11 protein-coding genes are annotated in these 14,607 nt (G+C 52.8%); 4 read left to right on the top strand and 7 right to left on the bottom strand.

Annotated features, from left to right (window positions below; all coding sequences use genetic code 11):
• The first annotated feature begins 31 nt into the window (after positions 1-31).
• Entirely contained in the window at positions 32-874 is an 843-nt protein-coding gene (locus tag KS4_RS13280; RefSeq protein ID WP_200761248.1) for a Cof-type HAD-IIB family hydrolase, read from the top strand.
• Positions 875-996: 122 nt separating this feature from the next.
• On the opposite strand, the gene KS4_RS13275 is transcribed toward KS4_RS13280, so the two are convergent.
• A complete protein-coding gene (locus KS4_RS13275) occupies positions 997-1,416 on the bottom strand; it encodes an Hsp20/alpha crystallin family protein (protein WP_145078999.1) in 420 nt (139 codons plus the stop codon).
• A gap of 330 nt (positions 1,417-1,746) precedes the next feature.
• Here KS4_RS13275 and argC point away from each other — a divergent pair, with 330 nt between their 5' ends.
• Entirely contained in the window at positions 1,747-2,790 is a 1,044-nt protein-coding gene (argC, locus tag KS4_RS13270; protein WP_145078997.1) for an N-acetyl-gamma-glutamyl-phosphate reductase, read from the top strand.
• Between the two features lie 351 nt (positions 2,791-3,141).
• On the opposite strand, the gene KS4_RS13265 is transcribed toward argC, so the two are convergent.
• The 6 genes from KS4_RS13265 to mutS form a co-directional block, all read right to left on the bottom strand.
• A complete protein-coding gene (locus tag KS4_RS13265; protein ID WP_145078994.1) occupies positions 3,142-3,927 on the bottom strand; it encodes a class I SAM-dependent methyltransferase in 786 nt (261 codons plus the stop codon).
• The gene (locus KS4_RS13260; protein ID WP_145078991.1) at positions 3,924-5,102 is read right to left on the bottom strand and encodes a YhfC family glutamic-type intramembrane protease; all 1,179 of its coding nucleotides are present in this window, start codon (positions 5,100-5,102) and stop codon (positions 3,924-3,926) included. The genes KS4_RS13265 and KS4_RS13260 overlap by 4 nt, the downstream gene beginning before the upstream one ends.
• A gap of 77 nt (positions 5,103-5,179) precedes the next feature.
• Positions 5,180-5,962, bottom strand: coding sequence for an endonuclease III (gene nth / locus KS4_RS13255; RefSeq protein WP_145078989.1), 783 nt, complete (start codon positions 5,960-5,962; stop codon positions 5,180-5,182).
• A 128-nt stretch (positions 5,963-6,090) separates the two neighbouring features.
• Positions 6,091-6,678: a hypothetical protein gene (locus tag KS4_RS13250; RefSeq protein WP_145078987.1), complete on the bottom strand. Its 588-nt coding sequence runs from the start codon at positions 6,676-6,678 to the stop codon at positions 6,091-6,093.
• Between the two features lie 236 nt (positions 6,679-6,914).
• A complete protein-coding gene (locus KS4_RS13245) occupies positions 6,915-7,463 on the bottom strand; it encodes a molybdenum cofactor biosynthesis protein MoaE (protein WP_145078984.1) in 549 nt (182 codons plus the stop codon).
• A 385-nt stretch (positions 7,464-7,848) separates the two neighbouring features.
• On the bottom strand, positions 7,849-10,602 hold the full coding sequence (gene mutS, locus KS4_RS13240; RefSeq protein WP_145078981.1) for a DNA mismatch repair protein MutS: 2,754 nt from the start codon (positions 10,600-10,602) through the stop codon (positions 7,849-7,851).
• A 178-nt stretch (positions 10,603-10,780) separates the two neighbouring features.
• On the opposite strand from mutS, the gene priA reads away from it, so the two are divergent.
• Entirely contained in the window at positions 10,781-13,255 is a 2,475-nt protein-coding gene (gene priA / locus KS4_RS13235; protein WP_145078978.1) for a replication restart helicase PriA, read from the top strand.
• Between the two features lie 122 nt (positions 13,256-13,377).
• A complete protein-coding gene (locus KS4_RS13230; RefSeq protein ID WP_145078975.1) occupies positions 13,378-14,571 on the top strand; it encodes a hypothetical protein in 1,194 nt (397 codons plus the stop codon).
• The last annotated feature ends 36 nt before the right edge of the window (positions 14,572-14,607 follow it).

Here is a 14,607-nt window from a genome sequence, read left to right as displayed (position 1 = left end):
CCCGCCAGGCCAGTCTTCACAGAGCATCCCAATGCCCACAACACCCAATTCGCCCATTATTAAAATGATCGCCACCGATCTCGACGGCACGCTCCTCCGTGACGATAAAACCATTTCCCCTGAGAATATCGCCGCCATACAGCAAGCCGTCAGCCAAGGCATCATTGTTGTCATCGCCTCCGCTCGCCCCCCGCGTGGCGTCCGCTCTTATTACGAAACGCTCAATCTCGACACCATCCAGATCAACTACAACGGTGCTGCTCACTATGACATGATTAGACAGCAATTCACTAAGCACTTACCACTCAACCCTCAATTCACCCGTGCAATTGTCGATCTTGCTCGTGAAGTCGACCCTGATGTCTGTGTCTCGCTCGAAGTGCAGGACAAATGGTACACCGATCGTGTCGATGAAAACCTGCTTGTAGAAACCGCGAAGCAGTTCGGCCCCGACCTTGTCGCGCACCTCGATGAGATCTTCCACGAACCTGTGACGAAGCTCATGCTCCTCGCGCCGCCTGACCGCCTCAAGCCAATCCATACCCAAGTACGAGAAACCTTTGGCAATCAAATCGCCATCCATCAATCAGACGATCATCTCATTCAAATCGTTGATCCTGCTGTCGACAAAGAACACGCAGTCCGTGAAGTCGCAGAGTACTACAATATCGCCCGTGAAAACGTGATGTGTATCGGCGATGCTCAGAACGATGAAGGCATGATCCGCTGGGCAGGTCTCGGTATCGCAGTCGAAAACGCATGGCCCGACACCAAAGCAATCGCGGATCAAATCGTTCCCTCAAACCAAAACCACGGCGTCGCGCATGCCATCCAAAAATATGCACTTCAACATCAAGCACCACCCTGTATTTAACACGCAGCGAGTGATCACCGCACTGATCCTCTAGTGCCGCATTGAAAATGCCCCTGCGCGATAACGTGCAGAGGCATCATTTGCTTCAATTCTCGTCGCATACTAGCAACTCGCACAAGCCATTATTTGACTTCAATCTTGCGAGCATGCACCTCACCGCGCTTCGGCAGCTTCAGCGTCAAAATACCACGCTCATAGTGCGCCTCAACCTTCGAGCTATTCACGGTACTCGGGAAGTCGAAAGAGCGCGACAGCGTCTGATATCTGCGTTCACTGATGTGATGCTTGTTCTTGTCGCTGTCTTCATGCTTCTCTTCATTATGCTCAGCTTTAATCGTCAGCGTATTCTGTTCCGTCGTGACTTCAATCTCATCACGCTTGAAGCCCGGCAACTCTGCTTCGATCACAATCTCATTATCTTTCTCATAAATATCCACCGGGAAGCACATCGGCTTATCGTGCTCATCGCCAAATAAACGATTCAGCTCACGATTCAAAGTATCCAACGGCGTTTCCCACGTTCTACGAATTGAAGGCAACATGATGTTCTCCTTTCAGACAATCAACTTTTGACCGACCAGCCCGCCAAAACAGTCTTATTCGCGAGCTTTCTGTGAAAATAATACGCAACTCCCGTGCCGCGTCTATTACACGCAAATCGCCGATTTGTACGGGTTTAATCGTAATTCGTACCTGCCACGTACTCATCCGACGCACCGTTGTCGCTGTCATATTGGCAACACCATCCGCCCATCCGTCATGACCAGCACGATCCTCCCGAACTTTCAGCCCTAAAGCTCAAATAGCCCAATTTAAGTACCCCAAAGATGGCCTGTTTTGATCTAAACCCAAAAATCGTAAACAATAGGAGCATGAACAGTATCAAAGCAGCCATTATTGGGCCGACCGGCTACACAGGCGTTTACCTCATCGATATTCTTCTGCGCCACCCCCAAGCAGAGTTGGCATACCTTGCCAGTCACCGCGACCAGCTCCCGGACATCCGTGACGAGTTTCCGCAGCTGCGTGGACGCATAGATGATGAGATCGCTCAGTGTCGCCCGATTGATCCGCAGGCCATTGCCGCGGAGTGCGATGTCGCATTCCTTGCGCTGCCGCACCGTGCAGCGATGGCGTACGCACCAAAGCTGCTTGAAGCTGGGCTGAAAGTTGTTGACCTCTCCGCTGACTATCGCTTGGATAGTCAGTCGTTGTATGAGGAAGTGTATGAGACGCCGCATGGTGATCCGTCTAATCTTGAAATAGCTGCGTACGGTTTGCCGGAACTGTTCCGTGACAAAATCAAAGACGCGGATCTGGTTGCCAACCCCGGTTGCTACCCGAGTGCTGCCGCATTGGGCGTTGCGCCTCTGATTACGCATAGCCTTGTAAAGCTTGATAAGATCGTCATTAACGCCGCTTCGGGTGTCACCGGGGCAGGGCGTAAGGCGGCTCCGCATCTGCATTATCCTGAACAGAACGAAAGCTTTTTCGCTTACGGAAAGATCGGCGGTCACCGCCATCAATGTGAGATCGAACAAACTTATAAACGTATTGCGGGCAAGGATGTGCCTGCTTTATTCGTGCCGCATTTGTTGCCATTGGATTGCGGGATTCTTGAAACGATCTACTTGGAGCCTGCGACGGATGATGTCACCGAGGCGGAACTCTTTGAAGCGTTTGAAGATACGTACAAGGATGAGCCGTTTGTTCGCGTGCTGGAAGGGATGCCAAACGTGAAGCATGTGCGGAATACGAACTTCTGCGATGTGACGGTTCGATTGACTCAACAAGGCGATAACCAGACGATTGTTGTGTTCAGCGCGATTGATAACATGGTTAAGGGTGCGAGCGGTGCTGCGGTTCAGAACATGAACCTGCTATTTGATTTGCCTGAAACAATGGGCCTGCTCTAATCAACAGTTAGCACAAAATGAATGATTTTGAGTCGCGACATTTTTGTAGATGTCGCGGTTTTTTTGTGCGATGTGATCGTTTTTATACACGAATTACTCACATTTTTTGTGCGCACAACATTTGTGTGATGTGTTTTGTGGAAGCTGCAACTGCTTAGTAGTTCAATGTTTAACAGGGGGGGATTGTGCGCACGGCGGATTCGCATATTTGCGAAAATGTCGGTTTTTGAAGGGATTTTGCGCGATTTGGGCGGAAACGGCGTGATTTTGTCGGGTTTTGTCGTGATTTGAAGCGGTCTCAAAACGCGCGCACAAAATGTCTGGTCAGATTGTGCGCAAAACGTGCTCAGGCTATTCGTAGAAAAATACAGGTTGCTTGCGGGCGATCATGACAAGACGCGGCGTGTCGAGTGAGTAATCTTGACCGAGCAGGTTGCCATGAATGGCATGAACGTAAAGTCCGGCGGCCTCGATGATGGCTTTTAATTCTGCGGGGGTGTAAAGCCTGAATGATGTTTGATAAGTCTTGGTGCGGTTGTCTGAATAGGTATAGGTGTATTGACGATTGATGCGGCCGGCGAGGGTGTCGAGGGTTGCGTCTTCGGTGACGGTGAGATCGGGGTTGGGTTGATGGGTGCGATGTGGCTGGAAGTTGCGGATGAGGTTGTCGCGGTTCCAGATGTCGATGATGAGGAAACCTTCGGGTGCGAGGTGGTTTGTCCAGTTTTTGATTAGGTTTTGGTTTTCGGGATCGGAGAAGAAGCCGAAGGAGTTGAAGAGGGAGAGGATGAGGTTGTAGGGTTTTGAGGGTTTGATGGATTGTCGCATATCGGTCGCGAGAAAATTGATTTGAAGATTTGATTGGTTGGCGGTTTGTTTTGCTTCGCGGATAAAATCAGAATTGAGATCGATAGCAGTGAGGTGGTGCCCACGTTTGGCGAGTTCGATGGCGTGACGGCCTTGCCCGCAGCCTAGGTCGGCGATGGAGGCGCGAGTGGGGAGGTTGGTGGTTTTTAGAATGAAATCTATCTCACGCTTAGTTAGTTCAGACGAGAGTAAATCTTTGACTGAATCTGCGTATTCAGTGTTGTAGTAGGAGGCGAACCAATCATTTTGCAAGGTGGATTGCGAGGTCATGTGGTTTGCCTAGGGGTTTCAGGTTGGGTATCGGATTGTGATGTTGCTTCGATGGACTGCGGCCAACGCGTGGCGAGGTAGGGGATGAGGATGAGGCTGATGATGGCGAATGGGGCGATGGCGAGGTAGAGCCAATAAACTTGGGATGCGTTCATTTGAGCGAGGAGGTAGTAGCCTGCGGCGATGTCGATCATGGTGAGGAGCATGAAGCCGGTGATGTTGTGGTACCAGCGTTTGGTTGCTACGGCGTAGAAGACGAGGAGGCGGGAGGCGATGTGGCAGAGGATGGTGAGGGTGCGTTCGAGGGAGGCAGCGATGACGAGGAAGAAGGTGAGGTTTTGGTTTTGTTCTGCGGCGAATGGTGCGGCGATGAGTGCGGTGAGGCCGAGTAGGATGGCTTCGATGACGCCTGCGCCGAGGCCGATGGTGATGGCGCGTGATGGGGTGAGTGAGAGGCTTTTGAAGCGGTAAGCGGCGAGGATGGTGATGCCGATTTCGAAGATGCCGGTGAGGAGGCCGATGTAGATGCTGGCGATGATGAGGGCAGAGGTTTCGGGGAGGACGTTGTAGATGGATTTGACGATGATGTTGTTGGTTGGGATGGCCCATGCGAATTTGAGGAGGACGCCGACGAACCAGATGGCGGCGCCGATGAAGAAGTATCGAGCTTTGGCGGGGTAGATGTGGATGCCGATGAAGATGAATGTTGCGCTGACGAGAAGCATGAGTAGGCCGGGGAGGAAGAGCGAGGCGGTGGCGAGGAATGGGATGTGATTGGCGCCAGTGATTGTGATGGAGGCAGAGCCGATTGCGTTTTCGAGTGAGATGTCGACTTTGTATTGGCCGGGCGGGAGTGGTTTGAAGGAGAGGGGGTTGTTGATTGAGCCTTGCCCCATGGAGAATGAGTCGGCGGAGTTACCGGTGGGGTCGATGAGTTGGTACTTGAAAAGGCCTTGGGTGAGGTTGACTTGGATGTCTTTGCGGATCTGGTCTGGTGAGATGGTGAGGTCGAGGGGCTGTGAGAAGGAAGTTGTTGTCGGTTGATCTTGGGTGAATTCTTGTTCGTAGAATGTTTGTTGCTTGTTGATTTGTGAGACGATGAGGAGCCCGAGTATTAGGATGAGGGCTGGGATGTAGATGAGTGTGAATAATTTTTTGGTGCTTTGCTTTTTCATCTGAGCCTCCGGAAGTGAGGAGTAGAAAGAGATTGCAGATGATATGGTAGCGAGTTGAGAGATTGGGTAATAGTTAATTATGAGATTTTGATTTTGGCTTTCTTCTTTGTAGCTTTCTTTTTGACTGCTTTTTTCTTGGTTTTGTTGGCGCGTTCGGTGGCGACTATCTTGGCGTTTGAGCAGTATTTTGTGCAGAGAGGGGATTGGTCACAGAGGGCGTGTCGAGATTTACAGACTTGGCGGCCGTGATAGATGAGTAGGTGTGCGAGCATGGTCCATGTGTCGCGGGGGAAGAGGGCCATGAGGTCTTGTTCGATTTTTTTGGGGTCTTTGTGCTTTGTGAAGTTGTAGCGGTGTGAGAGGCGGGCGATGTGTGTGTCGACGACGACGCCGTGGTTGATGTTGAAGGCGTTGCCAAGAACGACGTTGGCGGTTTTGCGGGCGACCCCCGGAAGTTTGATGAGTTCGTCCATTGAAGTAGGGACGGCTCCATTGAAGTCGGTGACGACCATCTTGGCGGCGTTGTGGATGGACTTGGCTTTGTTTTGCCAGAAGTTGACCTTGTTGACGAGGTTGCGGATGTCTTCAAGGTCGGCTTTGGCGGTGGCTTGCGGGGTGGGGTAAGCGCGAAATAGATCTGGGGTTACTTTGTTGACAAGCACGTCGGTGCATTGAGCGGAGAGGATGGTGGCGACGAGTAGTTCCCATGGGTTTTTGTGGATGAGGGCGCAATGAGCATCGGGGTAGAGTTCGAGAAGTTTGTTGTAGATGGTCTTGGCGCGGCGTTTTTCTGCGGGGGTGTAGGTGGGAGGTGCGTAGCTGCGAGAGGATTTCTTTTTGGTAGCTTTTTTCTTTGGCATTTTGTGTCGTGTTGGTGTTGTAGGCTTGTGCAAGTCGTAAGCGGGGTTATGAAGTTGTTGCAGATGATTGAGTGTGTTTGCTTTAAACTCCCCAGCACCACCGGTGCTGGGCTTGATGGAGGGAGGGACTATGAGTTGGTAGGAGGTGAATCTAATGGTTGGATAGATCTGGGTTTTTGGGTGAATGGGGAGATGAGGATGATGGCGGCGAGGAGGAAGACGGCGGAGCCGGTGGATCGTTCGGAGAATTTGTGGAGTGATTGGAATTTGGTATAGGCGGCGTCACGATCGGTTTGGGTGATGTCGGGGTTGTAGATTTTGTCGCGGAGCGAGTTCATGGAGGGAGCGGTGAGGAAGATGTGGATGAGGAGGGTGGCAACTGTGAGGAGGTAGAGGGTGGTGCGGATAAATGAGGGGAGTTTGCGGTTTTGCTTGCGGTTGATGGTGTAATTGAGGAAGAGTGCGAGGAAGGTGCCGATGGCGCAGATGATTTGGAAGAGGGTGAGGTATTCGACGGACTGGCCGACGACGGCACCGGCGAGGATTTCGGGGTATTTGTTGGCGAAGATGGGGAGGTTGTAGGGTTCGATGCCGGGGATGGCTTGGTAGGTGCGGAGGGTTTTGAATGAGGCGGCGGCGGTGAGGGCAAGCATGATGAGCGAGCCGAGCCATGAGCCGAGGAAGAGGTAGTAGAAGGATTGGATGAGTTTGGTCATTTTTAGTGCTAGTGCTAGATGTTAATGCTAGTTATGACGCAAGTGGTTCTTCCCGGGGCAGTTGTGTGTGTTGGGCTTGCGTTGTTGCAGGCGATTGGGGGTGTGTCGTTTCAAACGCCCCGCGGGGCCGGCGGTCGTGGGGTCGTGGGGTTGTGGGGTTGTGGGGTTGTGGGGTTGTGGGGTCTGGGATCAGGTATGATCCCGGTTTGATAAGGATGATCATGTCTAATTGCTGATTAGGGGTTGTAGGGTAGATCAAGTGGTGGTGTGTGATGGCGATGTTGATCGGGGTCGTGGTTGGGGTCCTGTGATTGACCGTGTTCGTCGAGGTCGTGTGCAATGCAGCCTTTGACCCAGGTGGAGGAGTTGTCGGCCCAGATTTCTTGTTTCCAGATGGGGACGGCGTGTTTGAGGGTGTCGATGACGAACTTTGTGGCAGCGAAGGATTCGGAGCGGTGTGGGGTTGCGGTTTGGATGAGGACAGAAGCGTGTGAGGGGGGGACTGGGCCGTGGGCGTGGATGATGCGGATGGCGCGGATGGGGAATTTTTGCGAGGCAGCGATGGCGATTTCGTTGAGTTTGGTTTCGGCCATTTCGTGGTATGTGTGATAGATGATGCGCTGGAGGAGGCCGCGTTTGGGGTGTGATTCGAGTCGGGTTCTGCCAAGAAAGATGCATTCGGCTCCACAGTCGGCGGGCCAACCGAGTGGGGAGATGGAGACGGGGCCTTCGTGTAGGGCGGTCTCAATGAAGCAATCGTTGTTCTGCTGAGCGGAAGTTGTCATGAGAGGTATTGTAAAGGCGGGGAGAAAGATGTGCTAGAGAAGCGAAGGGTGAAGACAAAATAGGAAATAGAAGAAAGAGCACTTCCGGGGGGGGGGGCAAAAAAATGGGTTCGTTGACGGTGGGGTTTCGCCAACGAACCTCGAGGGAGGGGGTCGGATGAACAACAGTAAATATTTGGCGAGGTGGCGTGGGATGTCTAGTGATGTGGTGAGAAAATTTATGGACTCTAGGGAAGTTGTGAGAGCATGAATGGCGAGGAGATGGTTTAATTGAAATAGACGATGATAAGAAGATTGAGTGGGGTTGTGATCGTTTTGGGCGATGTGATAATTGTCTCGACAAGGCAAGCGAGAAAATGAGGGTTGATGAGATTGTTAGATGGTGTTATTCGCTTGGCTCGGAGAGGGATTGCTCGTGGAGCTTGCGGAGGAGGTCGAAGGCAGCGAGGGGGGTGAGGTTGAGGATATCGAGGTTTTTGAGTTGGTCGAGGGCAGGGTGGTCGATGTAGGTTGGCTCTGAGAAGAGGGAGAATTGTGAGTCCTGTGAGTCGGGCTGTTGTTTGGATTTTGGTTTTGAGGTGGGTTGCGGTTCGGCTGCTGGGGTGGTGGGGTTTTGTGGTGGGGTTGGGAGTGCTGCGGGGCCTTCGTGGGAGACGGCGAGCTGAGAGAGGAGAATGTTTGCGCGTTCGAGGACGGATTTGGGGAGGCCTGCGATTTTGGCGACGTGGATGCCGTAGGAACGGTTGGTTGAGCCGGGTGCGATGCGGTGGAGGAAGACGATTTGGTCTTGCCATTCACGGACGGTGACGTTGAGGTTGGTGACGTTGTCGTATTGGTCGGCGAGTGTGGTGAGTTCGTGGTAGTGAGTTGCGAAGAGGCAGCGTGATTTGGTTTGTGCGATGTGTTCGGCGATGGCCCATGCGAGGGAGAGGCCGTCGAGCGTGGAGGTGCCGCGGCCGATTTCGTCTAATATGACGATAGACTTGGGTGTTGCATGGTGGCAGATGTTGGCGGTTTCAGTCATTTCGACCATGAAGGTTGATTGGCCGGTGTGGAGTTCGTCGGAAGCGCCGATGCGTGTGAAGATACGGTCGGCGATGCCGACGGTTGCATGTTCGGCGGGAACGAAGGAGCCGGTGTGTGCGAGGAGCGCGATGAGGGCGGTTTGTCTGATGTAGGTTGATTTACCAGCCATGTTTGGGCCGGTGATGAGCCCGAGAGTTGCGAGAGCAGGGGGCGAGCTTTCGGAGTCTATTTTGTAATTAGATGCGAGGTTGGTGAGGCCGAGGTCATTATCGTTGGGGACGAATTGGTCGCCGAGGAGTTGGTCGAGGACTGGGTGACGACCTGCACGGACGATGAGGACGGGGTCTTGTGTGATGGTGGGTTTGATGAAACGGTGTTTGATGGCTTGTTGCGCGAAGCAGCCGAGGCAGTCGAGTTCGGCGACAAGGTCGGCGAAGTTTTGGAGTTGTGTGATTTGTTTCGCGGCACGTGAGCAGAGGGTTTCGAAGAGGTGCTGTTCACGTGAGATGGCGTGTGAGTCGGCGGAGAGGACTTTGCCTTCAAATTCTTTGAGTTCGGGGGTGATGAAACGTTCTGCGTTTTTGAGGGTTTGTTTGCGGGTCCATGAGTCGGGGGCTTTGTCGCGGTTAACGGCGGTGAGTTCGATGTAGTAGCCGAAGACTTTGTTGTAGCCGACTTTGAGGTTGGGGATGTCGTGGGCTTCGAGGAGTGAGGCCTGGTATTGGGCGAGCCATGCGTGGGAATCACGTTGCAAGACGCGGTACTCGTCGAGTTGTGCGTCGTAGCCGTCTTTGATTAAGCCGCCTTCACGCATGTGAGCGGGCGGCGTTTCGACGCAGGCGGCATTGATCTTTTCGGCGAGTGTGGTGAGAACTTCGAGGAGATCTTTGGCGCGTGCGTGGTAGTCGGAGACGGTGGGGCGGTCGGCGAGCAGGTCTTCTATCTCACGGATAGCCTGTGCGGAGCGGCCGAGGCCGACGAGGTCGCGTGGGGTTGCGCGGCCTACGGAGAGACGCGCGATGATGCGAGGTACGTCGTGGACGTTGTCGAGTGATTCACGAAGTTGTTCGAGGAAACGTGAGTCGGAGACGAGGGCTTCGACGACACGCTGACGCTGCTCGATGGGTGCTTGCTCGCAGAGTGGATAGCAGAGCCAATGGCGGAGCATGCGCTTACCCATTGCGGTGACGCAGTTTTGTAGTGTGGAGAGGAGTGAGCCTTCGGTTTGTCCTGTGCGAAGGGTTTGTTCGACTTCGAGTGAGCGTAGTGAGGTTTGGTCGATGACGAGATGGTTTTTACGTTCGAATAGGCGTGGGGGTTGAAGGTGAGAGAGGCGGCCTGATTCGGAGCGTTGTGTTTCGAGGAGGTAGTGAATGATTGCGGCTGCGGGAGCGAGTGCGGGGTTGTCGGGGGCGAGGCCGAAGCCTTCGAGGGTTTGAACTTGGTATTGCCGCTTGATGGTTTCGATGGCTTCTGCGTGGCGGAAGTTGTATTGGGGGCGTGGCGCGGTTGGGCAGCCGAGCGAGTTGGAGAGTGCTTTGATGCGATCGGGTGTATCGCCTGTTGCGGTTTCGGCGTAGAGGAGTTCGGAAGGATTGACGCGCGCGAGTTCATCGGCAAGGGAGCTGATGGGGAGGATGGCGATGTGGAGGGAGCCGGTGGAGAGCTCGGCCCATGCGATGGAGGCTTCGGTGTCTGAGTGGAAACAGACGGCGGCGAGATGATTGACTTGTTCTTCGGTGAGGAGCGATTCGTCGGTGAGGGTGCCTGGGGTGATGACGCGTGTGACGTCACGTTTGACGACGCCCTTGGATTGGGAGGCTTCTTCGACTTGATCACAAACGGCGACGCGGTAGCCTGCTTTGACGAGACGCGCGAGGTAGGTTTCGGCGGCGTGGAAAGGGACGCCTGCCATGGGTTGACCTTTGGAACGCTGCGCGAGGGTGAGGCCTAGCACGCGGTGTGCGGTTTCGGCGTCTTCGTAGAACATCTCGTAGAAATCGCCCATGCGGAAGAAGAGCAGGCAGCCTGGGTATTGTTCTTTGAAGTGAAAGAACTGCTGCATGGCGGGCGTGAGTTTTTTTGGTTTTTCTTGCGATTTCGTGGTGGACATAGGGTTTCTATTTTACAGGAGAAAGGCGAGGATTTGGGGGATGTGGAAAGGGTTGTGGGAAGGTGGAGAGACAGTGTTATAAGTAGAAATGAAAGGCGAATTTGGGGCAAGAGTGGGGGGAGTTGTGAAGATGGGGAGAGTTGGGGCGGGGATGCGGTGAGGGCGGTATACTGGGGGAATGAGTGAGACTTTGTTTGGCAATGATTTGGGTGATGGGACGAAGAAGCGGGCTGCGAAAGTTGATGCGAGTGGTGGTTATGTTGTGGTTGCACTGGAGCGGGGTGGTGATGCGGCGGGGGGCGGGCTGACGTATGCAGTGGGGAAAGAATTTAAGGAGGGTGATGGGTTATGTGAGGGGGATCGGGTGATGGTGCCTTTAGGAAGGGCGAATAAGAAGGTGTGGGGTTATGTGGTGGGCGTGCTGGGTGAAGAAGATTTGGATGCGAAACTTAAGGGGAAGGTGAAGGGAGTGATTGCGAAGGATGAGGGAAGGATACGGTTGACGGCGGATTTGGTGGAGCTGGCGAAGTGGATCAGTGTTTATTATTGCAGTCCTTTGGGGATGGTTTTTGCGGCGATGCTGCCTGCGGCAGTGAAGCAGAAGACGGGGACGAAGCAGGTGCAGGTGGTGCGGCTGAGTGATGCGTGGTTGAAGCTTAATCCTGAAGAGCAGCATAAGAAAAAGTTAACGAAATTGCAGAAGGCGATTGTGAGTAAGGCGGGGGAATTGAGTTGCAGAGAAGATACCCCACAGGTTGGAACCCGTGGGCTTGATCGATGCGCGGATTCAAATGGTGAGCGTAATAAGGATGATGATACGCAACAGGGGGAGGATTGGGTTGAGGTGAAGGAGTTGGCTTATGCGGCGGGGGCGAAGACGAGTGGGCCGGTGAAGAAGCTGGTGCAGATGGGGGTGCTTGAGGTTAAATTGCAGTCGATGGTTAGATCGCGAGGGGATTTGGTGCAGCAGGCGAGGGAGGAGGCGCTGGCGGGCAATTTTGGTGTTGTTAAACCATCGCTTAGTCAGTGTCAGTCGGATGCACTGGAGCAGTTGACGGGTAAGTTGGATGAGTTTGCGGTGAACGTTTTGCATGGCGTGACGGGGAGCGGGAAGACGGAAGTTTATTTGCGGTTGATTGAAGAAGTTTTGAAGAAGGATGAAAGGGCGGGAGTCATCATTCTTGTGCCAGAGATTGCGCTGACGCCACAGACGGTGGGACGGTTTGTGGGGCGGTTTGATGGTGTGGCAGTGCTGCATTCAGGTTTGACGGCGGCGCAGCGGCATGAGCAGTGGCGGCGGATTTATGAGGGAGAGGCTCATATTGTGGTGGGTGCGCGGAGTGCGGTGTTTGCGCCGGTGCGTGATTTGAAGTTGATATTGGTAGATGAGGAGCATGAGGGGAGTTACAAGCAGGATCAGGTGCCGCGATACCATGCGCGGGACGTTGCGGTGAAACGGGGGCAATTGTGCGGGTCTAATGTGGTATTAGGCAGCGCGACGCCGAGTGTTGAGAGTTTTTATAATGCGGTGAAACGTGGGGTGTATGGTGTGGTGAGTATGGCAGAGCGTGTTCCAGGGATGAAGCTGCCGCGGGTTGAGATTGTGGATATGGTGGAGGAGCGAAGAGAGCGGCGGGGGATTCATCTGCTGAGTCAGCGATTGGAGAAGGGAATTGAAGCGGTGGTGAGGGATGGGGGGCAGGTGATGTTGCTTTTGAATCGAAGGGGGTATGCGAATTATATCGCGTGCCCGGATCAGAAGTGCGGTTGGCTGATGAGTTGCAAGTATTGTGATGTATCGATGGTCTATCACAAGCATAGGCAGGTTGTTGGGGGAGTGGTGAAGTGCCATCATTGTGGGGCAGAGCAGCTACTCCCGGCGATATGCCCGGATTGTGGGAAGCGGGTGACAACGTTTGGGCTTGGAACGCAGCGGGTTGAGGAAGAGTTGAGCAAAAAATTTCCAGACTTTACAGCGGTCCGGATGGATTCGGACACGATGCGGACAGGGCAGGATTACCAGGAGACTTTAGACGGGTTCAGGCGAGGGGATGTGGATATTTTGCTTGGAACGCAGATGATTGCGAAGGGTTTGGATTTTCCGAAGGTGAGATTAGTGGGTGTGATTAGTGGTGATACATCGTTGAACATGCCAGACTTTCGTGCGGGGGAACGGACGTTTCAGTTGATTGCGCAGGTTTGTGGGAGAGCAGGGCGGAGTGAGAAGCCAGGGTTTGCGGTGGTGCAGACGTTTAATGGGGATGATCCGATTATTCAGATGGCTGCGGAGCATGATTATGTTGCTTTTGCTAAGCGCGAGATAGAGATCAGGGAAGAGGTGGGGCATCCGCCGGTGAGGCGAATGGTGCGGGTTGTGGTGAGGAACAAAAATCATGGGAAGGGTGAGGAGCATGCGAGAGAGCTGTTTGAACAGTTGGTGAGATGTAATGATACGATTGGGGCTGGTGTGAATGTGTTGCAGCAGATGCCATGTTCTATTTCACGGATAGCTGAGTATTACCGGTTTGAAATAGAATTGATTGCGGATAAGCCGGGGCAGTTGCAGAAGTTGATGGGTGTGATGCGGGGGAATAAGTTGTTGCTTTCAGATATGCATACGGCGGTGGATGTTGATCCGGTGGTGATGCTGTAGGAATGGGTAAATTGGGTAGTTTCGGGGCAATTTCCTGTGTTAAAGTTTGTGTAATGTGTTCTTAACGATGCTTGGTTATTATTGTATATTGTGTAAAATCAGATTTTAACCGGAGAGGCAAAATGCTAAATCAGTTGCGTGTATTGTTATGTGGTGTTCCTATTGTTGCGGGGATGGGGTTGTCTTCGATTGGTGTTGCAGCGAGTTTTGAACGTGTGATCAATGATACATCGACGTTCAGTAAAGTTCGTGTTACGGATATGTCGGATGATGGGCGTGTCGTGGTGGGATATGTGGATGATCAAGGTGGTTTTTTACGCAAAGGATTCCGATGGGAACAGGGGAAAGGTGTTGAGTACCTAGGCTATTTGAATGGTGCGGATTGGAATTGGATGACGGCATATGGTGTGTCTGGTGATGGTAATGTGGTCGTTGGCAGCACCAGTAGAGAATCGAACACAGGATTGATTACTGAAGCATCGAAATGGGTAGAGAATCAGGGTGTAACAATGCTGGGGCATCTTGCGGCAGATGGGCAATATTCAGTTGCGGTTGATGTGAGTGATGATGGGAATGTCATTGCTGGTATTGATCATAGTCAGGACAAAAGGCAGGCTTTTCGGTGGACGGTAGGTGATGGCCTTGAGGGATTGGGATGGCTATCTGACGATGCGGCAATCAATCATAGTGTGGGTTTGGATCTGTCAGGTGATGGGGCAACACTTGTTGGTTTGAGTACGCGGGACGATGGTTCAACCGGTTACTATCGATACCAGAAACAGAATGATGTCATGGAAGATTTGGGGATAAATTATGGACATTCGTATGATTATTATTCAGGGAAGCGTGAGGCGGCTGTGAATAATGCGGGGGATATGATTGCAGGGACGATTGCAGAGGGTTTTGGTGGGCAGGCATTTAGATGGATTGATGGGGAAGGAGCTACGCTACTGGGTGGTTTAGACGAATCAAATATCAGCAGTTATGCATATGATATTTCTGATGATGGCTCTTTTGTTGTGGGTGCTAGTAGTGTCAATGATGGTTCAACATACCGGCAGGATCCATTCGTTTGGGATGAAGTGAATGGTATGCGATCAATTGAAACGTTGTTGAAAGAGCATGGATTGACAGATGCATTAGCAGGTTGGGATTTGATGAGTGCGTCGCAAGTGAGTGCTGATGGGATGACTTTCAGTGGGTGGGGTTTTGATGCGAGTGGTGCCAAGAGCTTGTGGATTGCGACGATTCCTGAGCCGGGTGTTGGCTTGGTGTTGTTGGGTGGAATGATTGGTTTGGCGATGAAGAGGAAGTGATCGCCGTTAAATTTTAGATTGAAAAGCCACCTTAAA

It is taken from the genome of Poriferisphaera corsica, from assembly GCF_007747445.1.
GTDB classification, from domain to species: Bacteria; Planctomycetota; Phycisphaerae; order Phycisphaerales; family Phycisphaeraceae; genus Poriferisphaera; species Poriferisphaera corsica.
Note: the sequence above shows the minus strand (reverse complement) of the source record. Positions and strands in the feature narration are given on the sequence as shown.